Origin of the sequence: Paenibacillus sp. UMB4589-SE434 (genome assembly GCF_030226685.1) — a bacterium.
Classification (GTDB): domain Bacteria; phylum Bacillota; class Bacilli; order Paenibacillales; family Paenibacillaceae; genus Paenibacillus_B.
Genome location: NZ_JASOYK010000005.1, coordinates 137087 through 164086 on the forward strand (window position 1 = coordinate 137087; position 27000 = coordinate 164086).

At 46.2% G+C, this 27000-nt stretch carries 24 protein-coding genes and 1 riboswitch; of the genes, 8 read left to right on the top strand and 16 right to left on the bottom strand.

Going from position 1 to position 27000, the window contains the following annotated elements; genetic code table 11:
- Positions 1 to 3: 3 nt before the first annotated feature.
- The 6 genes from QP775_RS18000 to QP775_RS18025 form a co-directional block, all read right to left on the bottom strand.
- Positions 4 to 804 carry an ABC transporter permease gene (locus QP775_RS18000; RefSeq protein ID WP_285108141.1) on the bottom strand — a complete coding sequence of 267 codons (801 nt, stop codon included), beginning with the start codon at positions 802 to 804 and terminating at the stop codon, positions 4 to 6.
- 3 nt (positions 805 to 807) lie between these two features.
- Positions 808 to 1614 (bottom strand): ABC transporter permease, encoded by an 807-nt coding sequence (locus QP775_RS18005; RefSeq protein ID WP_285108143.1) that lies wholly within the window; start codon positions 1612 to 1614, stop codon positions 808 to 810.
- Positions 1614 to 2600, bottom strand: coding sequence for an ABC transporter ATP-binding protein (locus tag QP775_RS18010; RefSeq protein ID WP_239329340.1), 987 nt, complete (start codon positions 2598 to 2600; stop codon positions 1614 to 1616). The genes QP775_RS18005 and QP775_RS18010 overlap by 1 nt, the downstream gene beginning before the upstream one ends.
- Positions 2601 to 2610: 10 nt before the next feature.
- On the bottom strand, positions 2611 to 3612 hold the full coding sequence (locus tag QP775_RS18015; protein WP_285108145.1) for an LLM class flavin-dependent oxidoreductase: 1002 nt from the start codon (positions 3610 to 3612) through the stop codon (positions 2611 to 2613).
- Positions 3613 to 4015: 403 nt separating this feature from the next.
- Complete coding sequence (gene thiC, locus QP775_RS18020) at positions 4016 to 5773, bottom strand: phosphomethylpyrimidine synthase ThiC (protein WP_239329834.1); 1758 nt, start codon at positions 5771 to 5773, stop codon at positions 4016 to 4018.
- 386 nt (positions 5774 to 6159) lie between these two features.
- Positions 6160 to 6273: riboswitch (TPP riboswitch) on the bottom strand.
- Between the two features lie 97 nt (positions 6274 to 6370).
- Positions 6371 to 7123 (bottom strand): IclR family transcriptional regulator, encoded by a 753-nt coding sequence (locus tag QP775_RS18025; RefSeq protein ID WP_285108147.1) that lies wholly within the window; start codon positions 7121 to 7123, stop codon positions 6371 to 6373.
- Between the two features lie 472 nt (positions 7124 to 7595).
- On the opposite strand from QP775_RS18025, the gene QP775_RS18030 reads away from it, so the two are divergent.
- From QP775_RS18030 to QP775_RS18040, 3 genes are all read left to right on the top strand, one after another.
- Complete coding sequence (locus tag QP775_RS18030) at positions 7596 to 8630, top strand: alpha/beta hydrolase (RefSeq protein ID WP_239329343.1); 1035 nt, start codon at positions 7596 to 7598, stop codon at positions 8628 to 8630.
- 342 nt (positions 8631 to 8972) lie between these two features.
- On the top strand, positions 8973 to 10388 hold the full coding sequence (locus tag QP775_RS18035; RefSeq protein ID WP_285108150.1) for a Fe-Mn family superoxide dismutase: 1416 nt from the start codon (positions 8973 to 8975) through the stop codon (positions 10386 to 10388).
- Positions 10389 to 10694: 306 nt separating this feature from the next.
- Positions 10695 to 11588 carry a DNA adenine methylase gene (locus tag QP775_RS18040; protein WP_285108152.1) on the top strand — a complete coding sequence of 298 codons (894 nt, stop codon included), beginning with the start codon at positions 10695 to 10697 and terminating at the stop codon, positions 11586 to 11588.
- Positions 11589 to 11829: 241 nt separating this feature from the next.
- On the opposite strand, the gene QP775_RS18045 is transcribed toward QP775_RS18040, so the two are convergent.
- The 7 genes from QP775_RS18045 to QP775_RS18075 form a co-directional block, all read right to left on the bottom strand.
- Positions 11830 to 12888, bottom strand: a complete 1059-nt coding sequence (locus tag QP775_RS18045) for a DUF7309 domain-containing protein (protein ID WP_285108154.1) — start codon at positions 12886 to 12888, stop codon at positions 11830 to 11832.
- A 261-nt stretch (positions 12889 to 13149) separates the two neighbouring features.
- Positions 13150 to 13743 (bottom strand): GTP cyclohydrolase I FolE, encoded by a 594-nt coding sequence (gene folE / locus QP775_RS18050; protein WP_028544652.1) that lies wholly within the window; start codon positions 13741 to 13743, stop codon positions 13150 to 13152.
- A gap of 58 nt (positions 13744 to 13801) precedes the next feature.
- Complete coding sequence (locus tag QP775_RS18055) at positions 13802 to 14047, bottom strand: YneF family protein (RefSeq protein ID WP_239329347.1); 246 nt, start codon at positions 14045 to 14047, stop codon at positions 13802 to 13804.
- A gap of 148 nt (positions 14048 to 14195) precedes the next feature.
- Positions 14196 to 15881 (bottom strand): tRNA epoxyqueuosine(34) reductase QueG, encoded by a 1686-nt coding sequence (queG, locus tag QP775_RS18060; RefSeq protein ID WP_275444661.1) that lies wholly within the window; start codon positions 15879 to 15881, stop codon positions 14196 to 14198.
- 369 nt (positions 15882 to 16250) lie between these two features.
- Positions 16251 to 16691 (bottom strand): ribonuclease HI, encoded by a 441-nt coding sequence (gene rnhA / locus QP775_RS18065; RefSeq protein ID WP_239329348.1) that lies wholly within the window; start codon positions 16689 to 16691, stop codon positions 16251 to 16253.
- Between the two features lie 131 nt (positions 16692 to 16822).
- Positions 16823 to 17386, bottom strand: coding sequence for a DUF402 domain-containing protein (locus QP775_RS18070; RefSeq protein ID WP_285108156.1), 564 nt, complete (start codon positions 17384 to 17386; stop codon positions 16823 to 16825).
- 150 nt (positions 17387 to 17536) lie between these two features.
- A complete protein-coding gene (locus QP775_RS18075; protein ID WP_239329350.1) occupies positions 17537 to 17971 on the bottom strand; it encodes a GNAT family N-acetyltransferase in 435 nt (144 codons plus the stop codon).
- A 584-nt stretch (positions 17972 to 18555) separates the two neighbouring features.
- On the opposite strand from QP775_RS18075, the gene QP775_RS18080 reads away from it, so the two are divergent.
- The gene (locus QP775_RS18080) at positions 18556 to 19173 is read left to right on the top strand and encodes a superoxide dismutase (RefSeq protein WP_239329351.1); all 618 of its coding nucleotides are present in this window, start codon (positions 18556 to 18558) and stop codon (positions 19171 to 19173) included.
- Between the two features lie 84 nt (positions 19174 to 19257).
- Here QP775_RS18080 and QP775_RS18085 read toward each other — a convergent pair whose 3' ends face one another.
- From QP775_RS18085 to QP775_RS18095, 3 genes are all read right to left on the bottom strand, one after another.
- Entirely contained in the window at positions 19258 to 20481 is a 1224-nt protein-coding gene (locus QP775_RS18085) for an MFS transporter (RefSeq protein ID WP_239329352.1), read from the bottom strand.
- 144 nt (positions 20482 to 20625) lie between these two features.
- Positions 20626 to 21210 (bottom strand): TetR/AcrR family transcriptional regulator, encoded by a 585-nt coding sequence (locus tag QP775_RS18090; RefSeq protein ID WP_239329353.1) that lies wholly within the window; start codon positions 21208 to 21210, stop codon positions 20626 to 20628.
- 275 nt (positions 21211 to 21485) lie between these two features.
- Complete coding sequence (locus QP775_RS18095) at positions 21486 to 23048, bottom strand: arylsulfatase (protein ID WP_285108160.1); 1563 nt, start codon at positions 23046 to 23048, stop codon at positions 21486 to 21488.
- Positions 23049 to 23285: 237 nt separating this feature from the next.
- Here QP775_RS18095 and QP775_RS18100 point away from each other — a divergent pair, with 237 nt between their 5' ends.
- From QP775_RS18100 to QP775_RS18115, 4 genes are all read left to right on the top strand, one after another.
- Positions 23286 to 23930 (top strand): chromate transporter, encoded by a 645-nt coding sequence (locus QP775_RS18100; RefSeq protein ID WP_239329355.1) that lies wholly within the window; start codon positions 23286 to 23288, stop codon positions 23928 to 23930.
- A 164-nt stretch (positions 23931 to 24094) separates the two neighbouring features.
- Positions 24095 to 24631, top strand: a complete 537-nt coding sequence (locus tag QP775_RS18105) for a chromate transporter (RefSeq protein ID WP_239329356.1) — start codon at positions 24095 to 24097, stop codon at positions 24629 to 24631.
- Positions 24624 to 25850, top strand: coding sequence for an ROK family protein (locus QP775_RS18110; RefSeq protein WP_285108164.1), 1227 nt, complete (start codon positions 24624 to 24626; stop codon positions 25848 to 25850). The genes QP775_RS18105 and QP775_RS18110 overlap by 8 nt, the downstream gene beginning before the upstream one ends.
- 79 nt (positions 25851 to 25929) lie before the next feature.
- The gene (locus tag QP775_RS18115; RefSeq protein ID WP_239329358.1) at positions 25930 to 26988 is read left to right on the top strand and encodes a formylglycine-generating enzyme family protein; all 1059 of its coding nucleotides are present in this window, start codon (positions 25930 to 25932) and stop codon (positions 26986 to 26988) included.
- Positions 26989 to 27000: the final 12 nt, after the last annotated feature.

Here is a 27000-nt window from a genome sequence, read left to right on the forward strand (position 1 = left end):
CTCCTAATTGCCAGTACTTTTATAACTTCGTATTCCTAGTAACCATAAGAAATAAACAGCAATAAAGAACAGTATGCCAATGATCAAGCTCATTGATCCAATGCTTTCCGTCCAAGGATCCATTGCGTCACTTTTATGCAAGAACCACTTAGCCGGATAATACGTAATAAAAGAGAGCGGGAAAGCTGTAAAAGCCCATTGAACAGGCTTGTTGTAAAGGCTAAGCGGATAACTCAAAAAGTTAGCATTGATCACCCACCCAAAACGCACTAGCGCGCTCGTGTTAACCAACCAAAAGCTTAATGCTGCCCATAATAGAAGTAACCCACCTTGAATTAAAGCACCCGCAATTAAGATTTCAATGAATTGCAGTACTTTAATCATTGACCAAGTTATTTCGATATTTTTAAAACACCACCAAAAAAGCAAGGATGCGACTCCAAAGTGGGCAACTGAAGTCAGTTCCAACTTTCCACATATGACTTGAAGCAGAATGTTATGCGGCCTAATTAGCAAAACATCGAAGCTCCCATGGTGAATAAGGCTGGAAAAGTCTCGAAAACCTGCAAAAAAGAAAATCATGATGCCATAAGAGAGTGTAAATAAACCATACATAAAGCTCACTTCATAAATACTCCACCCCCCAATAGAATCAAAGTAGTTAAGAGTGATCCACAAAGCAAGCAACTGCACCATATAATGAAATATGACTGTAAATATGGTCAAAAAGTAATTAAATCGATAGCTTTGACTCGTTTTCACCTGCATGATCATCGATTTATAATATAGTAATAAACTATGCACTTATTAACCTCCATTTACACAAATTCGTTGCACAGCTCTTTTCCACACCCATATGGATAATAATTCAAATACCACGATCCATATAACTTGTATGGCAATGAATTTTAGCGACTGTATGCTATCAAAGTTCCCTAAATAAATATTAATAGGAACGAAAACAATCCCGGCAAATGGGAGCACATATACGATTGCTACCAATGATTTTGGGAAAAACCATAGTGGAATGAGCGTTCCTGATAATAACCGAATCGTTTGATCTTTAAACACGCTTAAACTAAATAAGTTTGTTACCCAAAATGCCATGAGCGCTACAATGTAATTCAAATAAAAAACGAGTAAAAAAGAGAAAATAAGACTTATTATAAAAAGAAACAACGAGCCGAAGGATTTGGGAAGAGACACCCCAATCCAGAGACTAACTGTCAAAAAAATCGGAAGCGTTCTCATAAGAAGCGTACTTGCAAACCGTCCCACCTCTTGAAATAACATGTTCACCTTAAGGGGAATGGGACGAAGAAGCTCTCCTGCAATCTCCCCATTAAGAACCTTCTGTTGAATCTGCGCGACAAACTCCATATCTATTCTTACAATAATTCTTGACAAAGCCATATATGCGACAAGTTGTTCTAATGATATCGGAGTATTCGCACCACCATAGTTATAAAGCGCTTTCCATAGTATGATGCCAAGTAGAACCAATATAAATTCTGTTATAAGATCTATGAAATAGTTGGCTCTGAAAACAAGCGAATTTAGAAAAGACTGCCGACTAATTACTAAGAACGTTGAGAAATATGATGGCTTATTCATTAATGCCTGCCTCGCTCCTCGTACACCATTCGCATTAAATGCTCGATTTTGGGTTCCTCAATTTTGCAATCAATAATCGGGTAGGATTCTGTCATTTTCTGAATAAGTTTTGTTGCACTTATACTATCTTTGTTAAATAATATTTTTGCTTGGTTATTTTGATTTTCTACCAATACACCCTGATCAACATGTAGATTATCTACATGGTGTTCTAATTGAAGCAATAACATTCGTTCTTTCCCGTACTGGTTCACAAAATGTTCCATTGGTGAATCAAAAATTAACTGTCCTCGATCAATCAAGATTAAACGCTCACATACTTGCTGGATATCATCCATATCATGTGTTGTTAATATAATCGTTGTCTGCTTTTCTTTGTTAATTTCTCTTAAAAAAATTCTAACTTGCTCTTTAGCAACTACATCCAAACCGATAGTAGGCTCATCCAAGTAGACAATTAGCGGCTCGTGGAAAAATGCGCAAGCAATTTCGGCCCTCATTCTTTGTCCTAAGCTCAATTGTCGAACAGGAGTAGAATAAAACTCATTTAGTCCTAGCAGCTCTATCATCTTATCCAAATTCTTCTTAAATATGGGGTAGGGAATTCGATAAATGTGTCTAAACAACTCAAATGATTCTCTAATAGCTAAATCCCACCACAGTTGAGAACGTTGACCAAATACAGCACCAATCATGGATGCGTTCTTAAGGCGATTGTGATACGGCTCTACATTATTAACTAGTACCCGGCCGCTTGTGGGATACAAGATGCCTGTCAGCATCTTAATTGTCGTAGACTTCCCAGATCCATTCGGACCAATATAACCCACAGATTCACCTTGATTAATCGTGAAGTTTATGCAGTTAACAGCTTCCTTATCAATCCATTGAGGTGCGAAAAGATCTGCAACTCCCCCAAGTAGGCCTTTCCTTGAATCCTTCACCTTATATACCTTGTATAATTCCTCAACTTTAATAAGCCCCATATGTTCTCCTTTAATAAGTGCTTATCGAAACAGACAATCTTTTAAATACTTCATCTCGATGCACGAATTCAGCTTTTGTAAAAGGGATGTTAAGTATCAATGTGCGTACACCAAAATCAACATATTGTTGAATATAAGCAGCTACTTCCTCATAGCTCCCGATAAAATACGGATACATAATCCCCGTACTTTTAAATGGCCCCGTCCAGTATATGTTATCGAATAGATCATTTTCTAAGGCAAGCTCCGCCATTTGTTTGATCCCACTCATCTTGGAGCCTCTCTTGAAAGCAAGCATTACTCGCTCCTTTTCTTGTTGAGGAAATATCCGATAAGCTTCAGCAATAGCTTCTTCTCTACTAGGTCTAGATATTATACCCAGACAGATACCTAACTGATTATCTTCGTTGTTTCTGTAGCCAGCCATTTCACTTTTATAGCGTTCTATTGGCTGTGGAACCGTTAAATAATCTACCTTTGCCATAAAGGAAGCTTCCAAACCTGGGACTGATGTTCCAGACAAATACACAGATGGCTCATACTTATCTTTATGGCCCAGGCTTTTAGATACGCTTTGATCCTCTTGCGTATACTTAAAAAAGTCCCAATTAAGAGATTCACCTTCGCTAATAGTTCTTTTTACTTGATGAATGTATTCCACCAATGGGTCATATTTATTGTGATGATTTGGATTAGGTGGTTCGGAAAGACGATTAGCCACTCCATTAATAACATTAATATCAATGACTCTGCCTGAGAGCATGTACGAAGTCTGAAGCATCTTGACTAATGTCTCTGAAGGCAACGCACTAGGGGGAACAGCAATTAAAGGTCGTAGAGAAGACGTGTGCTTGATCAGTTCTTGGCTTATCATTAAAGGATCCATACTAGAAGATGAATATGTCACTAATATCCCTGTGTAACCAAACTCTTCAGATAACTTAGCAATTGAAATGATGTTATCCAAATAATTTTCATGACTGCTGTGCGGAGTCTGTGAATATATTTTCAACATTTCTCCTCCTTATACACGTAGTTGTACTTCAAGTGAATTCACTTTGGAAATCTCATGATTTACGAACCGTCTATCTCTAGGAGTAAAGATTTTCAGAGTTTCTTAACCTTAGAACATCGCAATCATTAACCAAATAATTGGAATCATTGCTACAATCATACATGAAAAAAATTAACAAATAAATAATAATAATCAACGATTTTTGATATATTTCCTCAATTTTTTAGTATTTTTATTTTAAAACGAGAAAATTGTAAAATTGCCGTTTACTGGCGCCGTGTTAAGTTTTTCAAATCACAGCTCCCCAAGTTCCATCAAAACGTTTACGTTGTCCATTCTCTCCATTACAACAACAGCCCCCTTATGTAAGAAGGGAGCTGTTCTAATATTCTCTACATTGTTATCTGGCCGCTCGATATTCTTCAGCTTTATCCCGCATCCCTGCTTCGATGGCTTCAGCATCTTCCAGCCCGTTCTCCTTCGCATACTGTCGAATATCCTGCGTGATCCGCATGCTGCAGAACTTTGGCCCGCACATGGAGCAGAAATGGGCACTCTTGGCGCCTTCCGCAGGCAATGTCTCGTCGTGGAACTCTATGGCGCGTTCTGGGTCCAGCGACAAGTTAAATTGATCACGCCATCGGAATTCGAAGCGTGCCTTCGACAACGCATCGTCACGCCGCTGCGCTCGCGGATGCCCTTTTGCAAGGTCTGCTGCATGCGCCGCAATTTTGTATGTAATGACACCTTCGCGCACATCATTCTTATTTGGCAAGCCAAGATGTTCCTTCGGTGTCACATAACACAACATCGAAGTGCCAAACCAGCCGATCATCGCCGCACCGATCGCGGATGTAATATGGTCATAGCCCGGGGCAATATCAGTCGTTAATGGGCCAAGCGTATAGAACGGCGCCTCTTTGCATATTTCCAGCTGAAGGTCCATATTCTCCTTAATCTTATTCATTGGCACGTGACCAGGCCCTTCAATCATCACCTGGACATCGTGCTGCCATGCGATCTCCGTCAACTCGCCCAACGTCTTCAACTCAGCAAATTGTGCTTCATCATTAGCGTCATAAATGCTGCCTGGACGAAGACCATCTCCTAACGAAAATGCAACATCATACTGTTTCATAATCTGGCAGATGTCATCAAAATGAGTATATAGAAAGTTCTCCTTGTGATGCGCCAAGCACCACGCGGCCATAATCGAGCCGCCACGCGACACGATGCCGGTCATACGCTTAGCCGTCATCGGAATGTACCGCAGCAGCACGCCAGCGTGAATCGTAAAGTAGTCCACCCCTTGCTCCGCCTGCTCGATTAAAGTATCGCGGAATACTTCCCACGACAAATCCTCTGCCTTGCCGTTAACCTTCTCCAGCGCTTGATAAATCGGCACCGTTCCAACCGGAACCGGACTGTTGCGAATAATCCACTCCCGGGTCGTATGAATATTTTTCCCTGTCGATAAGTCCATAATGGTATCGGCTCCCCAGCGAATGGCCCATGTCATCTTCTCTACTTCTTCCTCGATCGAAGACGCAACAGCGGAGTTGCCGATATTGGCGTTAATTTTGACATGAAAATGCCGTCCGATCATCATCGGCTCGCACTCAGGGTGATTAATATTAGCTGGCAGTATCGCACGTCCCGATGCAATCTCCGCACGTACAAATTCCGGCGACAGGCCTTCTCGAATAGCTGCAAATTCCATCTCAGGTGTTACAACTCCGCGGCGCGCATAGTGAAGCTGTGTCACATTGCTCCCCGATTTTGCTCTAAGCGGCACATGACGTTCTGCCGGAAATATCTCAGCACCTGCAATTCTTACAGCATCCGTTGTCCGGAATCCGTTGTCCTCAGGACGGACATCCCGTCCCTGATACGCCTCAACATCTCCACGCTCCGTAATCCAGTCATGCTTGATAACAGGTATTCCCTTACGAATGTCCACTGCATACTGTGGGTCTGTGTAAGGACCGCTTGTGTCATAAACACGCAGCGGCTCGTTAGTCTCTATGCCGTCAGGTGTCTCAGTGTCCGCGAGTCTAATCTCGCGCTCAGGCACCTGAATGTCTGTTCGCGACCCTTCCGTATACACCTTAGTGCTATTCGGAAAAGGAGCGCACCACTCTCGAGCGTCTGCATCCATATGAGGAGTATTTTTGTATACATTTGACATTATGAGTCCTCCTTGTACTTTCCAAACCATATTGAAAGTTCATGCGGACTGTGCAGTTCTGAGGATTATGCAGGTACTTGCACCGGGCAACACGTTGCAAGTGGAGCGGCAGGGAAAGTGAAAGGAGCGGTAGTATAGATGTAGCCCTAATGAGAACTGGACGTTGATCTATCTTGCCTAAATCCGTTCATTTCAGAGGTGAAAGAGACACAAGACAATGAGAACAGACGCATACACCATTACCGTCATCACAAATAGAAAAGCCGATCCCCGAAGGAACCGGCTTGAATGGCGTCAACGAACTGCCTCAAGATACAACAAGCGGTGACAAGTCACACAAGTCTCGCTGCATCCATATCAAGTGCCGATTACTTCCCTACGCTGGTATAATCCAGATCAGGTGCAAAGGGTTTAAGATCTTCGTTGCGATCTTGTCTCAGCCCACGCTCGGGGCTCCCCTAGTAACGCATGATTAAATTGGTTGGAAATAATTAACGATTTAATCTATCTTAAGATACACGAAATTAAAGCATTTGGCAAGGCACATTCGAAGTCGTTTATGCCACTTTATGTCATAGCCCTCATCATTGTTTGCATACGCTGAGCCGCTTCCATCAATTGCGGGGCATACTCACGCATCGTCTCAACCGACATACGGCTGACTGGCCCTGACACGGATAACGCTGCCGTCAGTTTATGATTCCGATCAAAGATCGGCACCGATACAGCAGCAGCCCCCGGCTCTCGCTCCTCGATGCTAAGCGCATAACCCATCTGCCTCACCTCTTCCAGTTGGTGCAAATACGAATCGCGGTCAATTGAATCCGGCCATGTCGACTCTTGTACAGCTGCTTCTCGTTCAGCAGACTCCGCGAAGGCCAACAACACCTTACTGGATGCACCAACATACAACGGTAGACGGGCACCCACAGTCGCTACACGGCGAATCGCTTGCTTGCTTTGAACGGCCTGAATACGAATGCGGTTATTCCCATCGCGAACGTAGAGGCTCACCGTCTCACCCAGTTGTTCACGCAATCGTTCCATCTCTGGCAGCAGCAATTGTGCTGGATCGTCCAGTTCCGTCAGATTCGCTGCAAGCTCCCAGATGCTATAGCCCAGTCGGAACTTATCGTTATTCCGCAGAATAAAGCCGCGTTCCTCTAACGTAGCCAGCAGCCGATGAACAGTACTCTTATTTAGCTCGATCCGAGCCGCAATCTCGGTCAAACTTAAATCCTTCTCCCCAGCAAAGCACATTAATATATCAAGCGCGCGTTCAACCGCGCGTACCGTTTGTTTTCCCCCGCGTTCTTCCATCTTATTATCGCCTTCTTTCGTTTCATTCTATGAAACTTTGTTACATCTAGTATAACTCTCCTGCTAATCAATCGTAAAGAGCCCTTTGTATTTCATATTATGAAGTCTCCCTGCACACTAGTAATAAAAAATCAGCACTTCTCGCACAGCTGCAGTATTATGCCATGGACTTTAGTCCCTCTTTCGACATTAGATCCTGTGCTCATCGCTTATGTTACGGGATGATTACATTCTCCTTACAAATCACTCAGAACCGTTGCTATGATAGGCTTCCCGACATACGATAGATATAGAAGAACGAGATTCAGATCCCGTTATAATCTAAGCTACAACTACGACATTTTCGAGAGCAACTCTTTCAAATAAGACTTAGGCCCTAGCCTTTTCTTTTATCGCCTAGAAGGTATAACTAACGAGCAGAAACAGTGAAGCTTATCTATCCAGCATTCACTCGCAAAAGGAGGGCATCATTATGAACGCACCCGTGACAACGACTTCCCCTGCTGTACAACCAGAATGGCTTGTTCCATTAAGTCCCGGCTCATTGGCAGCTAAGCGACTGCGACTTAAACACGTGGCCATCGCCCTCTCGTTGTCCATCCTATTTGCGGCTGTTATCATTTTCCTGGCCCTCCATGCCTTTATTGCTTGGATGTTCGCCAATCCCGAAGTACCACCATTGTTCTCTAATCCTTTGGCATCAAAAGGTATGAAATATGATACCGTTACCTTCCCTGCTCGGGATAAACATACGTTAGTTGACGGATGGTACATCCCAGCCAGCCAAGCTTCTGAACGTACCATCGTGTTCAGCCATGGCTACGGGGCCAATCGTGAAGAATACTGGGTACCTATGTATGACTTGGCGCAATATGCACACCGGCTAGGATACAACGTGGTGATGTTTGACTATGGTTTTGCTTCAGAGCAGCACAAGACGAAGGCGACAGGCGGTCGTTTGGAGAAAGAACAACTCCTTGGAGCGGTAGAACTTGCTCATACACGCGGTGCTAAGGAAGTCATTGTATGGGGATTTTCAATGGGAGCTGGAACTGCATTGCAGGCTGGGCTTGTTGAAAATAACGGCATTGATGGCATGGTTCTTGACAGTACATTTCTATTGGAACCTGATACACTGTATCACAATTTGCAGCAATTCGTTGATGTACCTAAGCATCCTTCTCTGGATATACTGCGCGGTATGTTCCCGCTGCTTAACGATACAAGCTTGAACCAAATCCCTTATAACGAAGTAAAAACGCATCAGTATACGATACCAACCTTGTTTATTCACGGAACGGACGATACCAAAGCACCCTATACGATTGCCGAACACATTGCGGCTAACCAGGACCCGGAGCTTTCCTCCTCCTGGATTGTCCCGCAAGCTCAACATGAGATGGTTTACCGGGCGCATAGTAAAGATTATTTACGTAAAGTGTCCTTGTTCCTGGAACGTGCAGAGGAACGGGAAATGCTGCTTGCGATGCGCAATGAACGCTATTAACTCTAATTGTTACTGCTTATGCGCGAATCACACATGTGCTATATTACATGCTGAAACAAGGCGTCCCACATTAGGGATGCCTTTTATTTTGATACTGCTGTAGAGGCAGCTGCTCTGCAGCAGGAATTACACACATAGCGTATGTTTAATTTTGCAATTGTACAAATAGATCAACATTATTGTTTGCATGAATTCCCATCTAGCATACAAGCATCATAATTGGCTCTGGCTGACGAATCGCCTTCATCTCTTGACTGTTCAAAACAAATAATAGGTCAACCCCTTCTTGTCATATATTTATAGCAGCGCATCATGGAGCTATGAGGCTAGGGAGGGACTGTCGTGCTAACGATTTATGGGCCATTAATGCCCGTTCGCTTATTGGAGGAAATTCAATGTTGGAAAAATCAAGAGCAGGAGCACACCGTACTTGTACACCAAATGGTTCCTGAACTTGAGCCCACCTACGTACAACTGTTAAATGAGTGGGAGCATGTTTTTATCAAGACGGAAGAAACGGCTCGTAATTGGCTCCACGCCATTCAAAAAAACAACGGCCAAACAGATGCCGCTCTGAACGACCAGATCGAACTGCTGCTTAAGGCCGCTGTATATCAGTCCGAACAGTTTACCGAGCAGCTCGACTATTTAAAGCAGTACAGTCAAGCGGTGCAGAACTTACCGCTTGTCAGCCTTGTTATCGCGCACATTGTACGCGAATCCTATGTGTTTGTGAGTGCGGCGCAGGCACTCGCAAGCATGCCGCTGGCTGCGATCAGCAATCATGCCGCTCAGCCAGCAGAGCCGAAGGCGCACATACATGCGCTGCGGTCGGTACCGCCTAGCGCCGCGCAGCCGCATGCTGCGGATGATCGCACTGTGGCACAGGCGCTGACGGGAGGCGCTGACGGCATCCGCGCGGTCATCGGCACTGGGCGCGGCCAGCGCCCGAACGGCGGTAAGCCGTGGCTGGCCGGCAGCAGCAACGGCGCTTATGCGGCTGTCGCGACTGCTGCCGCTGGTATCGGCGCTGGTGCAGCTGCCGATGCTGGTGCAGCTGCTGGCGCTGAGTCGCAGCGTAGCGTCGCACCAATTGCGGCGTCACAGGTCGCAAAGCGTCCCGACAATGTATACGTGCCGCCCGGCGGACACCGCCTGCCGCCGCTTCCGTATCCCTACTATGCGCTTGAACCGCACATTGACGAGAAGACGATGCGTATCCATCATAATCAGCATCATCAGACTTACGTCGACGGCTTAAACCATGCCGAACTTGCGCTTGTAGAGGCACGCCGTACGGGCAACTACGAATCGGTCAAAGCACTCTCTGGTGAGCTTGCCTTTAACGGTGCGGGGCATTACCTCCACACTATCTTCTGGGACACAATGAATCCGCATGGCGGAGGGGAGCCGAATGGCGAGCTTCGGCAGCAGATCGAGCGTGACTTTGGCAGCTATGAAGCGTTTAAGGAGCACTTTTCACAGGCTGCCGTAAAGGTGGAAGGTGGGGGGTGGGTTGTGCTTGTTTGGAGCCCACGCAGCCGACGACTCGAAATATTGCAAGCAGAAAAACATCAAAACCTGTCACAGTGGGATATCGTTCCGCTCCTGCCTGTTGACGTCTGGGAACATGCCTATTATTTAAAGCATCAAAATAAGCGCGCTGATTACATTACAGACTGGTGGAACGTCGTCTATTGGCCTATTGTAAATGAACGTTATGTCCAGGCGCGCAAGCTGCAGTGGGAACCCTTTTAACCTTAGCCTAACTCTACAACCCTCATCATTAACACGACTTCTGTTTATCGTATCGTATAGTTAGATATGGTGTCCAAACGAACCCTCTATGAATGTCAGCCGATTTGCGGCATCCATGTACTACAATTAAATTGGTTCATTCTCCAGTCTTTTCAGTCTTGCTTCCCTATCTCGCCAACGATACAATAGCATTATCAACATTCATTTGTTTAATAATAGTTTGTTCAATAATGCGGCTCTCAGCCGCTTTTTCTTTTATATAAATCGTTTACCATTAAAATAAATGACATGAGATAGGAGATAAGGATGCTTAAGCCAATCGTCAAATGGGCAGGTGGCAAACGACAATTGCTGCCTCATCTTCGTGCGCGGTTACCGCTGCTCGACTGGTCAATCGCGTCCTATTACGAGCCTTTTGTCGGCGGAGGTGCTCTTTTATTTGCAGTTCACCCTGTACGCGCAGTCATTAATGACATAAATGAAGATTTGATTAATGTGTACCGTGTCGTCCAGCAGCACCCCGAGGATCTGATCCATATTTTATCGACGCATCAGAACACAGAAGATTATTATTACGAAGTAAGGTCGTGGGATCGTGACCGGGTAAATTATTCAAATCTTACTCCTATTCAACGGGCTGCGCGCACCTTATATATGAATAGAACTTGTTTTAATGGATTATATCGGGTTAACAGTAAAGGTTTTTTTAATGTTCCCTTTGGCAAATATTCTTCCATTGACTTCGTTCAGGAGCGAAAGATCCGGACCTTGTCACACTATTTTCAATCCAATGAAATTCTGATGCGACAAGGCGATTACACGGCTGCTGTACGACATGCGCGTGCCGGGGATTTTGTCTATTTTGACCCTCCGTACGATGTATTGTCTACGACCTCCTCGTTCACCACGTATACAATCGGAGGATTCGGACGTGAAGAACAGCGCAGACTTGCCGAGTTGTTTCGGGAATTGGACAAGCGTGGCGTATACGTGATGCTGTCCAACCATGCGACTGATTTTATTATGGAGCTATTTGAGGAGTATCACATTCACCATGTAGAGGCACGAAGACTAATTAACTCCGTACCCAGTGCGCGGGGGAAAATTCCAGAACTCATTATTATGAACTATGAGCCACCTCAGTTAGCAGAAAATCTAATCTCCCTGCTACAAGAGGAGGCACCTACTAACCTCGCTTAGTCCCACAATACAAACTAAAACGTCTTGATTTGTAAATCTGAGTTTCCGCAGCGAAACTACAAATGAACAGGTCAGGACGTTTTAATTTTTTGTGAACATGTAATTCTAACCTATTTGATTCTAAAAGCAACAAATATATAAAAAAGATGACTTCTGATCAATTCAGAAGCCACCTCTCATTAATAGATCATATTTATATCTCCACAACACACAGCGGATGTTCCTGTGCGTCATGTCGTTCTTACTTCTGGTTCTTCATAAAGTATTCAAACAGATCGTCGCGTGCCTCTTCCAAATAAGCAAGACGTGGTTCACGCTCAATTCGGATCTTCATGCGCTGCGCTGTCTTTTCGAATAGGTCGACCGTATCATTTGTGCGGATGATCAGCTTTTGTGGTCGTGTCCCTTTCTCCTCAACCAACTGTAAGAAATGCTTCAAGAATTCCTGCTCATAATTGTCGTCATAGGCCAAGTGGAATCCTACCGCTGAACGTGTTGCTCGATCCACCCATAGGCACAGGCGCGGATAGTACGGACGATCGCCTTCTCCCTTAACGGCTACTGGCGCAAAGAAGAACTCCGTCTCCCACTGTCCCTTTTTGTTAGGAAAACGTGTCATAATATCGTTCAGCAGGGCTTGATCCTCACACTCCGCTTTAACAGGGCGCTTTAGAACAAATTCCGGGTCCATCCAGACGTCCTGCCATTCGCCATTCTCATTGGAGCGAACGAGCACTTGCCCGGAACGAGGCGCCGTTAACACAGCCTCATTCTTCTTGGCGCGGCCGGCCAAGTCCATAGCTTGCTCCAAGGCTATCGTCAAATAACGTACCTGCTCCTGATCCAGCGTCCAAGGCACCAACCCTGGGTCAAAAATACGGAACATCGGCCATGTCTTGCGACCACGGAAGCGCTGACCCAACTCCTTTATTTGCGCGAGGTCCTGCTTCTCCAGATCTGTACGGTCTTCAAATGTTACCATAATACATTTCTGACGATGCAGCCAAGCATAACGCTCATCACGCTCTAGCAGCATATCGTGCAGGCTTTCCAGACCTTCCCCGCCCCGGAACACGGCTAGGCCGAATAATGACTCATCGGCACCCATAATGCTGCAGTAACCCATCTCTCCATTTTCCGGATTACGCACACCAAAAATATGGTTTCCCGACATCCACGTCCAGCTTGCCATCTTCTTATAAGCACTAGCCGCTTCATATAGTCGTACCCATTCCGCCTGTTCCTTCGTCAAGACGATCTCCTGCTCAGTGACTTCCACTTGCTCTTTTGATTCTATCATTTGTTCTGTTTTCCTCCTTTGTGTGCCTGACAACGTAATCCATCGCTGTCGTGATGAACCTTAAGAACGCTGTTTCATAAACTTTGCTTTCTGGTCATCATTCCTTCAGATCCGATGCTGTAATAACTTCGAACCTCTGCTGCGTCTGTGATCATTGTTTAGTCCTACACACAGAGGATTAGCAGCTATAACTCCCTTACGATACAAAAACCCGTTCCAGCCCGGAACGGGTTCCATGTTAACATTGATTAAAACCCTGCACTACTGCTTTAATAACGTCAAAAATTCCGAGCGTTGTGCGGCATCGGTCTTATAGACACCTCGTGTCGCAGATGTTATCGTCTTGCTGCCTGGCTTCTTCACACCCCGTGCACACATGCACAAATGTTCGCCCTCTACCACAACAATAACGCCATGAGGCTGTAATACCTCTTCCATAATATCTGCAATCTCGGACGTAATTCGCTCCTGCACTTGCAGGCGACGTGTGACCGCTTCGACGAGGCGGGCAAACTTGCTAAGGCCCGCTATCTTGCCGCTTGGAATATACCCAATATGCACTTTACCAAAGAACGGCGCCATATGGTGCTCGCATTGGCTATAATACGTGATATCTCGAACAATGACAAGCTCTTCATGCTGCTCGTCAAAGGTGACTCCTAATACTTCACGGGGATCGACATCATATCCCGCAAATATTTCTTCATACATACGCGTGACTCGCGCAGGTGTGTCGAGCAACCCCTCTCGCTCGACATCTTCACCGATTAGCTTCAATAATTCCTTAATATGGAATTCGATTCGCTCCCGGTTTGCGCCAACTTGCGTATTGACGTAATCTTTCACGCCGGCCATGATTGCTCCCCCCTGCCATACACTCTAGGTGTCAGACACCCGTCTATAACTAAACTGCTTATCTTTTAAATTTCTTACCTGGATTGCCCTTGCCTGGCATTCCTGCATTACCAGACATCATCTTCTGCGCCTGCTGCATCTGCTTCGAATTCAGGTTGTAGCCCATTTGCTTCGCCATCTTCTGCAGCATTTCAGGGTCAGACTGCATCTTGGTCATCTGATTGCGCAAATAGAATACACCGCCTGCAAAGCCTGCCACAGCGCCAACTATAAGACACACGATCGCCGTAATCGTAATCCACATCTTCTTATGGTCACCCCAACATCATCTAATGTAATATTGCTCTACACCTATAGCGACAGACAGACTGCCACCGCAATAATGATAGCATGTCAGCCGCTCCTTTACAATTATGCCCTAATCTTCTGCAATGGAAAAAACAAGCCCACAGCTACGTGATGATTCCTTCCAAACGCAGTAACTGCTCCTTAATACCTAATCCACCGCCGTAACCTACAAGCGCGCCGGACGCGCCAATTACACGGTGACAAGGGATAATAATCGACATCGGGTTACGATTATTGGCACCTCCAACTGCACGAACAGCCTTCGGATTGCCAATCGCTTCCGCAATTGTCTTATAGCTGCATGTCGTGCCGTAAGGAATCTCTTTCAGCGCCAGCCACACACTGCGCTGAAACGGTGTACCGCCTCGCAGGTCGAGCTTAAGGTCGAACTCACGACGTTCACCTGCAAAATATTGTTCCAGCTGCTCTTTGGCTGCCTTCAGCCTTTCAGGGTGCCGCTGCAAGGTCACAGGGCCTATCGCCTTTTCCGCCCATTCATGAATCTTCTCCGAACGCTCCAGAATCGAGCCAAACTCAATCGCGCACAACCCATCCAGCGTCCCCACCAACGTCAATGGCCCGATTGGAGATACCATCTCCTGCACATACAGCGGCTCTGGTTCGCCCACTGCCTGTGCTATCGCATCTTGCACCATCTGCACAACCCCCTCATCCCGCTCACGCGGCAGTGCCTTCGCGAGCGCTTCGATTGCGGCCGCCCCACCGATGCGGCCAAGAGCCCACGCGGACGTTGCACGAATCTCAGCGCGATCGTCCGCACGCAGCAGCTCCGCCAATGCCGGTACGGCTTGGCGGTCGCGAAAATTCCCCAGCGCCACAATCGCGTTGCGCTGGATCGGCTTCTTGCCGCGCCATGCGGCGGCGCTCATGCCGAATTCCGACTTAAATTGACGATTGGACAGCGCCAGCATCGGAACAAGCAGCGGCTTCGCCTGCTCCGGATCGGGCTGCAGCTCCGGCTGGTGCGTCCAGTTCAATCCCTTATTCTTCGGGCATACCATCTGACACGTATCACAGCCATACAGACGGTTACCCATTTTAACCATCATCTCGTCGGTTAGCGTATCTTTTACCTGTGTCTGGAACGAGATGCAGCGCTGCGCATTCAACTGCCCAGGCCCGACAAATGCCGATGTTGGACAAGCATCCAGGCAGCGCGTGCATTCCCCACAATCCTCTGTCACAGGGTGATCTGGCGGAAATGGAATATTCGTGATCATCTCCCCAAGGTAGATCCATGAACCAAGCTTCGTCGAAATGATAGAACAGTTCTTCCCGCTAAAGCCAATGCCTGCTCGCTCCGCTACTGCACGATCCGACAGCTCGCCAGTATCCACCATACTCATCAAATTGAGCTCCAAATCAGGGACCTGCTCACGGATGAACTCCTCCAGCCGCTTTAATCGTTCACGCAGTACATGGTGGTAATCCATCCCCCATGCCGTTCGTGCAAACATACCGCGGTAAGCACCTGGCTCAGACTTCGGGATCTCCGGCAGCTTGGAAGGATAAGCTATCGCAATGGAGAGAATGGACTGCGCTTCTGGCATCAGCAGCCGTGGATTCGTACGCTTGTCCAGATCTGGCTCCTCAAAACCTGAGGCATACCCCTTATCGACTGACTCCTGCAGACGCGCCTTCAATTCGATGAACGGGTCGGCTGTGGTGAAGCCGATTTGGTCAATGCCAAGCGTAGGTGCTGCCTCTAAAATAAGCTGTTTCAGACGTGCCCAGCGTGCTGTCTGAACAGTGCTGTCATGTATCGGCATAAGTACAGAAGCGTTACTATAGTCAACATCTATGCCCTCTGACATATCAGTTACGATCTCCTCTGTGATGCCTTCTCCCCTATTTACGGCACCATACAACCTCTCGCTGCATCGGTGTTCTTGTGCACCCACGTCTTCAATTAACTGATCCACAGTCGGATCGTTTCGCGCTCCTGATTGCACACCCTTCCTTATACTACGTGCGGCTTCCGCTGCCTGCTCGCGCGCCCACTTTGGTACCAGTTCGACACTATCACGCTTCGTCATTCCCGTTCACCTCCTCCCCTTTGCCCTACAAATCAGATCAGACTCACATCTACATTTGAATCCTTTTTAAATTTTATAATGAAGCATCATAATCAGCAGTGCTTATTTCGCCATACTTTTAATCGCTTCACGTGCAAGAAAATCACAATGATTGTTAAATTCATTGTCGCTATGACCTTTGACTTTAATATATTCAACTTTATGTTTCTGCATCAGCTTCCACAGTTCTTGCCATAATTCCTTGTTCTCTACTGCCTGTCCCTTGCTGTTGCGCCAGCCATTCTTCATCCAATTGTATATCCATCTTTGTTGGAAGCAGTTCACCACATATGCCGAATCACTGTAAAGCTTAACCCCGCATGTCTCATGCAGTGCCTTTAGGGCCTCAATGACGGCCTTGATTTCCATACGATTGTTGGTCGTATATGCTTCTGCTCCCGACATATCCCTTCGATACTGCCCATAAAGAAGAACGGCGCCCCATCCACCGGGACCAGGGTTCCCAGAACAGGCGCCATCCGTATAGATTGTAACTAGCTTCACCCGTATACCCCCAAACACCCGAACTCATTCTGCCCTTATAGCGACTGATCCCAAAAACTTCTCTTGGCGCCATCTCGCGCTAATTCCATAATTAAACGTATGCTGATGATAAAGTATACCTAATCCAACTGCTACTCAGACAACCCCTCCGTCGACATCCACAGCTTCCATTGTTCGAAATACCAACAAACCGCCTCATCCTGAAACGGCGCACGACCTTCGCGTATCCGCTCCATTACTGCTTCGAGACCAGTCGATACCTTGCGTTCCACAAGTTCTGAATAGCGATATACTAAGCGATTATGGTCATATTCATCCCGATCCACCACTGCCACATGCCCATTTGCATGTCGAATAACATCCAGATCATAATCAATGTAGGTATATACACCTGCACATTCATAATAAGGAGATGCCACATTACAATAATAACGAACACCGTGCTCTTCAATTAACGCAACCACATTAAACCATTGCTGAGGGATAAAAAAGGTAACAGCTGGAACTTTACTCAGCCACTGCTTACCGTCAGCTTCTTGTATCGGCGTCTGGCTATTAATGAGTATGCGCATGTCCTCGCACGCATGAAGCGGATGACGCTTCGACTGCGGTACGATCCAATTCTCCAGCCACATGCGGTGAAGATGACCATCATGCTTAAAACTTTTTACGAGCACTTGTTCATAACGATCCATACGCTTTCCTCATTTATAAATGACGTAATTTTAACAAATTATTTATAGTAATAGAAAAGCATATCTTTCCCCCGATTGCAACGGTTGAAAAGATATGCCTTCCCATACAATGATATCCTGATTAGAGTGTTTGTAATCACTCTTGTTGCATTAGCCCGTAACGATACGAAGCTTCTGTAGCGAACGCATGACGTATTGCGCTCCATAACCCAATTGCTCGAAGAATGGCAGTACAACTTCTGTATGCTCATCAACAGCAATCATAATGTTCTTGACCTTACGCTGCTGGAACTTCTGCTCCAACTTGGCGACAAGTGCACGACCTACACCTTGACTGCGGTACTCCGGATGCACGGCTAATCGATAGTAATAACCATTGTTGCGGTCTACTGTGCCGATGGCAATTCCAACGATACTTGTCTCGCCGTCCTGCTCCATCTCTGCAACAACAACCAACTCTCCATCCAACGACAATTGTCTGGCAAAAGCTTCCAACGTCTTCTCACAACACTCTTCTGATAATGACGCTTGCAACAACTCTGTAGCCGGCATATAATCCGACAATCGAAAGGAACGAACATTCATGTTTAGCTTCTCCCTCATCCTGAGCTATAGTGGTTCGACTATTTATCTCTACGTCCGTCTGCTACTTTATATCTAACTTATATCTATTATACAGTTTACAATTACGACAAAAAAGACGAAATTCCTTCTTTCTTAACCATTTTCCATAAAAAATCATGGTAAATCTCTTGTTTCCTCCTGTAAGCGCTTAATAGTAAGCGGTTACATACCTCTCCTACACCAAATCAATAATAAATTGGTAAAACTAGCATGATATACTCGGCCTCAAAGATAAAAACCATATACGTCAGCTGCTGTCGAAAAATAGAATCAGGCTCTCTCAAGTAACGTTAACTCCCCTTTGATTCTGTCATAGCCCACCGAGCTCAACTATTTTCTATATACTGCCTCTATTACTAAGCAAATGGCATGAAATTTGAGCTCCCACCGTTTGAACAACGCTGTTTTCGGGTAATGTGATAAGGTTGGGACATCAGCACATTTGACTCCGCGTTACTTTCTAAACATTTATGTTGATTTATTCCCTTGAATCATGTTTAATGAAGTGTATATACTACTACATATCTTTTAGGAGGTATTTTCAGATGGCACATCAATTACCCGCTCTTCCTTATGCAAATAACGCATTGGAGCCTCATATCGACGAGACTACAATGATGATTCACCACGATCGTCACCATAATACTTATGTAACAAACTTAAACGCGGCGCTGGAATCAGCTCCAGAACTGCAATCCAAGTCGCTTGAAGACCTGATCGCTGATCTTGACAGCGTACCTGAGAACATTCGCACAGCTGTACGCAACAACGGCGGTGGCCATGCGAACCATTCTCTCTTCTGGGAAGTTATCGGACCTAACGGTGGCGGCCAGCCTTCCGGCGCATTAGCAGATGCAATCGGTGCCGAACTGGGCGGCTTCGACAAGTTCAAAGAAGACTTCGCGAAAGCAGCTACAACTCGCTTCGGCTCCGGCTGGGCTTTCTTGGCAGTAGACAACAACGGCAAATTGTCCGTGTACAGCCTGCCTAACCAAGACTCCCCAATCATGGAAGGCAAGACACCGATTCTTGGCCTTGACGTGTGGGAACATGCATACTACCTGAATTATCAAAATAAACGTCCTGACTATATCGCAGCATTCTTTAACGTAATTAACTGGACTGAAGTTGAGAAACGTTACGCGGCGGCTTTGAACAAATAATTAGGGCAATATCTACAGAGGCCTTTGCTTCAGCAGTTATTCTGCTAAAGCAAAGGCCTCTTTGCCTTCCATACTTTATTCCGATTAAGCTTTCGTGCCCGCTTGACGTGAAAGTATAGGCGAGAATGTCGCTGGCTTCTTTCTAATCAAAACAACGCCACTGAGCACGCCTGCAAGAATCATAATACTAATAACGACCAAAGCAGTAGTCACAGACATCAAATCAGTAAGCACGCCTCCCGCTATCGGTCCGAGCATCATACCAACAGCATGAATCATGTTAAATAACGCATACGCGACTCCATAATCACCATCTGTGTCTCGATCCACGATTCCTCCTAGCGTTGGCAAGGTTGGCGAGAGTGTGAAGCCAACCGCTGCTCCAATCAAGCTCCCCACAACAAATACGAGCACGATGTGATCCACAATTGCAATTAGGGGCAGCGTAACGGCAATTCCGGCCAGGCCGATCAGCATTAACTTAAACGGGTTGCCGCGTGAAGCTAACGTTCCCGCTATTGGCGCTATACAGCCATAACTTAACGTCATTGCACCAAAGAGCAAACCTAACGTCAGCGGCGACATTTGGAACCGCTCCGTCATAAAGTTGGGAAGCAGCGGCTCTAATAACGTTAATGTAGTCTCTGCCAACAAAATAACAACGGCAATAAAGAGCACCGTTCGATGACGAAGCAGAGAGAACGTGCCTCCACTAGCCTGCCGCTCCACCCGCTCAGGCTCACGCAAAAATAGAAGCGCCAACAAAAATATAACGGCTGTTATCGCCGCCGCAAACCAAAACGGCGTATGATGGTCACCTACCTCAAACAGCCATCCGCCAATAGGCGCACCAAGCAATGATCCTGACGAGATGCCTGTCATCGCAATTCCCATAACGGTCCCCCGCATTGGTCCCGAGAATAAGTCAGCCAGCAGCGCCAATGCGGCAGTCCAAGATGCTGCTGCCGCCAATCCTTGAATAAACCGTGCTAATATTAGTGTCCCCGTCGTCTGTGAAAAGACGAACAACATCGTAGCACCTATCATACAGACAAGCCCTAGCATAATCGTTCTGCGTCTGCCAAATCGATCTGTAATTCGACCAAACATAGGCGTCATTAAGAACAGCGCAGCCGCATAACTCCCAAATAGCAGCCCTAATGTCGTCGACGACATCTGATACACTTCCGTAAAATACGGAACGACAGGAATAAAGATGCTGTACAATAACATGTCGATAAATAAAATACTGATGACCAAACCTAAACCAATCCATTGCGTCCGTGTTAATTTCTTTAATAAAGACATAACTCCCACTCCTAAAACTATTTCGTTTTTCTTAGTTTTTATATACGATAATGCCAAGCCGTGGACCTGGCATTACGACTGTTAATATTCGATTTCCCTTGTATTCAAGGTATGCATTGCATAAAGCTATAAGCTAGATGTTCTTCACTCACGGCCTAATGCTTGCACTTGGGATTCCCGTGGTACCAACCCAAACAAAATAACATCCGCAATTGCATTCATTGCATCTGGCAGTGAAATATTTTGTTTGGCAAAAAATCGCTGATCCAATGTAGAATTAACGGCATCCGTTATTAACTTCATTAAGAAAGCAACATTCTGCTTGCGAATGACGCCCTGTTCCATTCCTTCTTCTATTAACTCGCGCAGCATCGCCCAATCGTCCTTTAGCATACCATCAATCTTCTCCCACTGTGCGGGAAACAGTCGTTTCATTTGGTCCAGTATTCGATTGTCCACTAATTCAAAGTTGTTCGGAAGTACGGTCATAACCGCTCTAATCTTATCCAGCACCGTTAACGAATGATCTTGCACAATTTCCCTTGCTCTTACCTCAGACTCGTGAAGTGCCTGTTCAACAATCGAATCCAGCACTTCGACTTTGGATGGAAAGTGCTCATATAACGTCCGCTTGCTAATTCCTAGACGATGCGCCAGATCATCCATTGTAAACTTCATGCCCTTATCTAATATCTCATCCACAAAAGCCTGCATTATTCGTTCACGCATCGATGTCTCTTCCCCTCCTGACAACAATGATTAAAAACTTAAAAAACATTTATAGTTTTTTAAGTTACATTCAATTCAATTATTATAGCTCACTCGCACGATAATATGCAACCTCTGCATAACAGCAAGCCAACACCTTGATAGTGTCGGCTTACTTAATTCCATTTTGTCCATACATCCGTACTTATAAGGTATAAAGTAAGATTTATTCAATACTCTATCCTCAAAAATGTTCTATTCTTCATCCATTCGTCTGCTTCTCCTGTATACCGACATTATTCGTATACATGTGTGAGAGTCGCAATTGGCCTGCAGCCAACAATCAATTTTTGTCCATTGCTGTACCCTTCTTCACGTCCTGACAATTCTTGAACCAGAATATTGCGCCAATAAACTACACGTGCTGTCTTATCCGAATCATGGACCGCATTGTGAAGTTCAAGCGGATCGTGAACTAGGTCAAAATATTGCTCTACGCCTGTCTGGGAGAACCAAATATATTTCTCTTTCCCGTTGGTCAGCCAATGATTGGATGCATCTCCTTGTGCTTGCTCACCGTGCAAATAAGAGCGCCAAGCTGATGCTTCTATATTTCGTGTTCGTCCTGACAATGCAGGCAGATCACTAACGGCAGTTCCTTCAATTAAAGCATCCGTCTTCTCAGTTGGAACAGCACGTGCAAGCTTCCATATACTTTGCCCATCGACACTTGATGGAATAGGCACGCTTGCTGCCTCCAGCAACGACGGCATAATATCCCGCATCTCAATCACTTCGCTAAGAACCGCGCCTTGCTTTAAACCCAGCCATCCGCCCGGATCGTTTACGATAAATGGCACCCGAGTACTTCCTTCATAAGGCATCGATTTGCGGAACAAGTGGTGATCGCCAAGCAGCTCGCCATGATCAGAAGTAAACATAATAATGGTATTATTTAATTCTCCATACTCATTCAGCACTTGTAAAAATCGACCAATCTGATGGTCAATGTGTGTAATCAGTGCATAATAGGCAGCCATTGCTTGTTTTAGACGACGCTGCGGCACTTTGCCGCGGAATGTGACTGGATTCAATCCTTCCTGCATGGCATCGTCACCATCCGCCCAATCGCCAACTACTGGTCCCTGAAATTCAGCGTCCGCATATAAATCCAGATAGGCTTGCGGCGGATCGAATGGCGGATGCGGCCTCACAAACGACATCCACAAGAAAAATGGCTTATCAGAGTCTCGACGACGCAAAAAGTCTATCGATTGAGTGACGGTCCAATTGGTTGGATGCAGCATTTCGGGAAGGTGCCATGGTCTTGCTACTGTCGAGGCGTTGCAATCCAAGCCCAGGTCCGTCAGATCTGCTGCCGGTACACGCTCGCGCAGCCAATTCAAGTAGTCGTCCACTTGATCATAATGATCCTTTGCCGCAACATGAGAGCGATTACGGTTATGATGCAAATAACCGTCATGCAGCACCACGTTGTGAAAACCTAATAAGCGGCGCGCAGGATAAACGTGCATCTTGCCAACACACTGTGTATGATAGCCTGCCTTAGCCAATTCACCAGGAAGTGTCGTGTCATAATTCCACGGGACACCGTCCTGATAACCTACACGACCATGCGTACGTTGACTTTGACCTGTAAATATAGCCGCGCGGGCAGGCACACAAGTCGGTGTAGCCGAATAAGCACGATCGAATCGGACTCCCGTACGTGCCAGCTCATCCAGGTTTGGCGTCTCTACGACCGGATGCCCAGCTATACTAAGGCAGTCAAAGCGCATTTGGTCAACCGTAATCAGCAGCACATTGGGGCGCTGCGAGCTGTCGCTTGAAGTTGTCATCGCTTATACCTCTCCCCTGTTCTTATTAAAATAATATTAACTCCATTTAACACCCAATTTGAAATTAAGTAAACTTAATAGGCTATATTTTTTATACCACATTAAATAAATAACCAATTAAAACACCCATTTAATAAATAGTTTATATCATTTTGGAATTAAGTAAGGTATACTTTATGTATAACTTTAATTTTAATTTAGTTCTCGTAACCAATCATCAGGAAAGAAGGATACGCTATGTCAGAACCATCTATCCCTCCAATTCCCAAGCTGCTGCTTTGCATCCCTTTATTTATTACTTTTTTGAAAATTGGACCTACAACTTTCGGTGGAGGCTACGCTATTCTGCCGATTATTGATAAAGAAGTTACAGGACGCCGCCAATGGCTGCGAGAAGATGAAATGAGCGAGATCACCGCCCTGTCGGCTGCTGCCCCTGGAGGCATCGGCATTAATGTTGCTTCCTTAGTTGGTTACCGCATCGCAGGACTGCCAGGACTTCTCGTTTCAGTTATCGGTATCTCTTTGCCGACAATTGTGATCATGCTGACGCTCTGTCTTGGTGCGGCCCACTATAGCCATTATCCATGGGTACAGGCAGCACTTATAGGTATCAAGCCTACCGTTATTGCACTTATTGCCTATGCCGCCATCCGAATGGGACGTCAAATACTCAATGACAAGCTTGCCTGGATCTTGGTGGCTATATGCTCTTTATTGCTGCTGTTTACAACCATTAATCCGTTAATTATTCTCCTGCTTGGTGCGTCAGCTGGGCTTGGCGCAGCGTACAGGCGTTATCGTTCTTTGAGACGCCGCTCTACAAAAAAACATCAGGCAGAAGATCATAATACGTATCACTCCTCCACTTCTGCACGCTGAGCTATGTTTCTTTCAAGCATAATCTTAAATATGCCTGTACTTTCTCAAGCACCATATGGGCCTGTTGGATTATTGTTCAGTATGGACAGCGCAGTCGAACAATATCAAGCGTATATCAACTCTTGACGAACCGTCACAACAGAACAAAGGAAGAAGGCCATCCTATGTTATGGAGTTTATTTTGGACGTTTTTAAAATTGGGCTTTGTCTCGTTCGGCGGCGGCTATGCGATGCTGCCTGTCATCGAATATGAAGCTGCTGTCCATCATTGGATGTCAGCACAGCAATATACTGAAGCCGTAGCACTTGCTGGCATGGCTCCAGGACCTGTAGCTATGAACATCGCTGTATATGTCGGCTTTACAGCTGCAGGATTGCCCGGCAGTCTCGTTGCTTCACTCGGCATTATTTTACCATCTGTTATGATCATGTTTTTGGTTGCCACTATTTTCTATCGAATGTATGATAATCAATGGGTGCAAGCTGCACTCGGCGGCATGAAGCCGGCTGTCATCGCACTTGTAGCGTATGCGGCTGTTAACATGGCGATGCATTCCGAGATCCTTCAAGGTTATTCAATCCGCACTTATGCCAGTATCGTCATATTTGCGCTTTCCTTGCTGGGGCTAGTGAAGTTCCGGATGCATCCAATAACCGTCATCCTATTGTCAGGAATAGTGGGGATTGCCATATATGCCTAATGGACCATACCGTCGAATCGAACTTGCGGAACGACTGCCTTCTCCTAAGGCCAAAGAATTGTTCCACCGGATTCGACGTAAACATGAAATCGCCAAAAATGATCTACTTGCGGATAGCGGCTTAACGGTCAGTACGTTAACTCGTGTATTGGAAGAACTCGTCACGCTGGGACTGATCGAAGAGAGTGGCTTCGGCGCTTCCACGGGTGGAAGACGTCCGATTTTATATCGCGTGCGTGCTGATTATGGATACAGTCTGGGATTGGATATTTCACGTGTCAGTTCCCGCCTCGTGCTGCTGGATTTGGCTGGCAACAAGCTGGATACCTACGTTTGGGAGATGAATGAAGACACGACGCCTGAGAGACTGATAGAATCCGTTGTCAGACAAATTAGGGTCTGGGCAGATGAGCATCATCTCAAGCCCGAGCATATTATCGGTCTAGGTGTGGGAGCAGTTGGTCCGATTCATCGGTTCAACGGCGTGATTGAAGAGCCAGAATGGTTTGCAGCTCCCGGCTGGAGGCACGTTCCGATCGTCAAAGAATTAGAGAGCCAACTTCACTTTCCAGTCTTGCTGGATAATGGTGCAAACGCAGCCATCATCGCTGAGTCTTGGGCAAATCGTGCCAAAAATGTGCAGCACATGCTGTATATGCACGCTGGCATTGGCCTGCGCTCCGCCATGATGTCGGATGGCAAATTAATCTATGGTGCTGTTGATATGGAAGGATCGCTTGGCCAGATGATTATTCAGGCCGATGGCATTCCTTTCCGAACACCAGATGGTAATTATGGCTGTCTCGATTCATACGCAACCATCTATGCCATTGAACGTGAGATCAATGCTCGCATTCGGATGGGACGGCAAAGTTGCTTGCAGCAAATGCTGCGCCGCGACGAGCCCATACAATTTCGCCATGTCATGGAAGCGCTGCGGCTTGGTGATCCACTTACGACCGAGATTGTCACCCAAGCCGCAACTTACTTCGGCATCGGGTTAGCCAATTTGTTGAACGTGCTTCACCCAGAAAAAGTTGTGCTCGGCGGTCCTTTAATGACCACACATGATTTATTTTTCTATACGGCTACACAGACCGCAATACGCAAGACCTATCATTATCCCAATTATCAGGTCGTGTTCAGTAAAGGAAGTTATGGTGAAGAGGCATTAGCTGTAGGTGCTGCGTTAATCGTTATCGACAAGTTGACGGAGTAGCGAGACAGTTCCTGTTCGATACAAGCTCACTAAATCCCTATATACATTCATGAACTGAAATTGGAAGGAGGCGGTTCCGATGGAACGTCACACAGGATCTGAAGCAGCCATCGAGCCGACACCAGCTGCTTGCTGTTCATCTACCCGTGCAGCAGTAGCAAATCCACGGGAGTCCTGCGGCAACGCATCTCTAGAGAATTTGCTTGTTGCCAAGCAAGTAGTGATACCTGTTTTGTTCGAACATTGGCCAATTGTACCTGCCGGCAATTATTGGCTTGGGACAGATGGACACGAAGGCTTTCCTGCGGATGCCGAAGGGCCTGCCCGTGAGGTTGCGGTCGCAAGCTTCCGAATCTCGCCATATGCGGTAACCAATAAGGAATATGCTGCTTTTGTGGACGCTACGGGATATGTAACGGAGAGCGAACGATTCGGTTGGTCGTACGTTTTTCATTTACTGCTCCCATCTCTTGAGCAGGTCAATGTAATCGGAACACCACCACAAACCCCCTGGTGGCTGGCTGTCGAAGGCGCATATTGGAAACAACCAGAAGGTCCAGGAAGTGAGATCGTTTCCCGCATGGATCATCCTGTCGTGCATATATCTTGGAACGATGCCACAGCATACTGCCGTTGGGCAGGTGTACGCCTGCCTACGGAAATCGAATGGGAAACGGCCGCAAGAGGAGGACTTCGAGGGAAGCGTTATCCATGGGGAGATGTGCTTCGCCAAGGAGGAGAGCACCAATGTAACATTTGGCAAGGTGTATTCCCAACCTTTAACCAAGCAAGCGATGGTTATGCAGGAACTTCCCCTGTTCATACGTATAAGCCTAACGGATACGGACTATATAACATGTCTGGGAACGTATGGGAATGGTGTTCAGATTGGTTCACTTCCAATCCGAAGGACAGAGGGTCAAGCGAAAGTCCGCATGGACCTGCCCATGGGACTAGCCGCTTGATGAAGGGCGGCTCTTACTTGTGTCATCAATCCTATTGCAATCGTTACCGCGTTGCTGCACGCAGCAGCAATACGCCAGACAGCTCTAGCGGCAATATCGGCTTCCGTGTCGTCGTCGATTACTTTGCACAGGAAGATAATCATACAACTTATCGAGCGGTGAGTAATCGATAAAAGAGCATCTTG

Excerpts from the sequence above, each read along its gene's own strand:
- QP775_RS18100 (WP_239329355.1), top strand. The coding sequence starts at position 23,286 with ATGTCAGAACCATCTATCCCTCCAATTCCCAAGCTGCTGCTTTGCATC.
- QP775_RS18080 (WP_239329351.1), top strand. The coding sequence starts at position 18,556 with ATGGCACATCAATTACCCGCTCTTCCTTATGCAAATAACGCATTGGAG.
- QP775_RS18075 (WP_239329350.1), bottom strand. The coding sequence starts at position 17,971 with ATGAATGTTCGTTCCTTTCGATTGTCGGATTATATGCCGGCTACAGAG.
- QP775_RS18055 (WP_239329347.1), bottom strand. The coding sequence starts at position 14,047 with ATGTGGATTACGATTACGGCGATCGTGTGTCTTATAGTTGGCGCTGTG.
- QP775_RS18025 (WP_285108147.1), bottom strand. The coding sequence starts at position 7,123 with ATGGAAGAACGCGGGGGAAAACAAACGGTACGCGCGGTTGAACGCGCG.
- folE (WP_028544652.1), bottom strand. The coding sequence starts at position 13,743 with ATGGCCGGCGTGAAAGATTACGTCAATACGCAAGTTGGCGCAAACCGG.
- thiC (WP_239329834.1), bottom strand. The coding sequence starts at position 5,773 with ATGGATGCAGACGCTCGAGAGTGGTGCGCTCCTTTTCCGAATAGCACT.
- QP775_RS18010 (WP_239329340.1), bottom strand. The coding sequence starts at position 2,600 with ATGGGGCTTATTAAAGTTGAGGAATTATACAAGGTATATAAGGTGAAG.
- queG (WP_275444661.1), bottom strand. The coding sequence starts at position 15,881 with ATGCCGATACATGACAGCACTGTTCAGACAGCACGCTGGGCACGTCTG.
- QP775_RS18110 (WP_285108164.1), top strand. The coding sequence starts at position 24,624 with ATGCCTAATGGACCATACCGTCGAATCGAACTTGCGGAACGACTGCCT.
- QP775_RS18095 (WP_285108160.1), bottom strand. The coding sequence starts at position 23,048 with ATGACAACTTCAAGCGACAGCTCGCAGCGCCCCAATGTGCTGCTGATT.
- QP775_RS18040 (WP_285108152.1), top strand. The coding sequence starts at position 10,695 with ATGCTTAAGCCAATCGTCAAATGGGCAGGTGGCAAACGACAATTGCTG.
- QP775_RS18115 (WP_239329358.1), top strand. The coding sequence starts at position 25,930 with ATGGAACGTCACACAGGATCTGAAGCAGCCATCGAGCCGACACCAGCT.
- QP775_RS18005 (WP_285108143.1), bottom strand. The coding sequence starts at position 1,614 with ATGAATAAGCCATCATATTTCTCAACGTTCTTAGTAATTAGTCGGCAG.
- QP775_RS18085 (WP_239329352.1), bottom strand. The coding sequence starts at position 20,481 with ATGTCTTTATTAAAGAAATTAACACGGACGCAATGGATTGGTTTAGGT.
- QP775_RS18105 (WP_239329356.1), top strand. The coding sequence starts at position 24,095 with ATGTTATGGAGTTTATTTTGGACGTTTTTAAAATTGGGCTTTGTCTCG.
- QP775_RS18045 (WP_285108154.1), bottom strand. The coding sequence starts at position 12,888 with ATGATAGAATCAAAAGAGCAAGTGGAAGTCACTGAGCAGGAGATCGTC.
- QP775_RS18090 (WP_239329353.1), bottom strand. The coding sequence starts at position 21,210 with ATGCGTGAACGAATAATGCAGGCTTTTGTGGATGAGATATTAGATAAG.
- QP775_RS18030 (WP_239329343.1), top strand. The coding sequence starts at position 7,596 with ATGAACGCACCCGTGACAACGACTTCCCCTGCTGTACAACCAGAATGG.
- QP775_RS18070 (WP_285108156.1), bottom strand. The coding sequence starts at position 17,386 with ATGGATCGTTATGAACAAGTGCTCGTAAAAAGTTTTAAGCATGATGGT.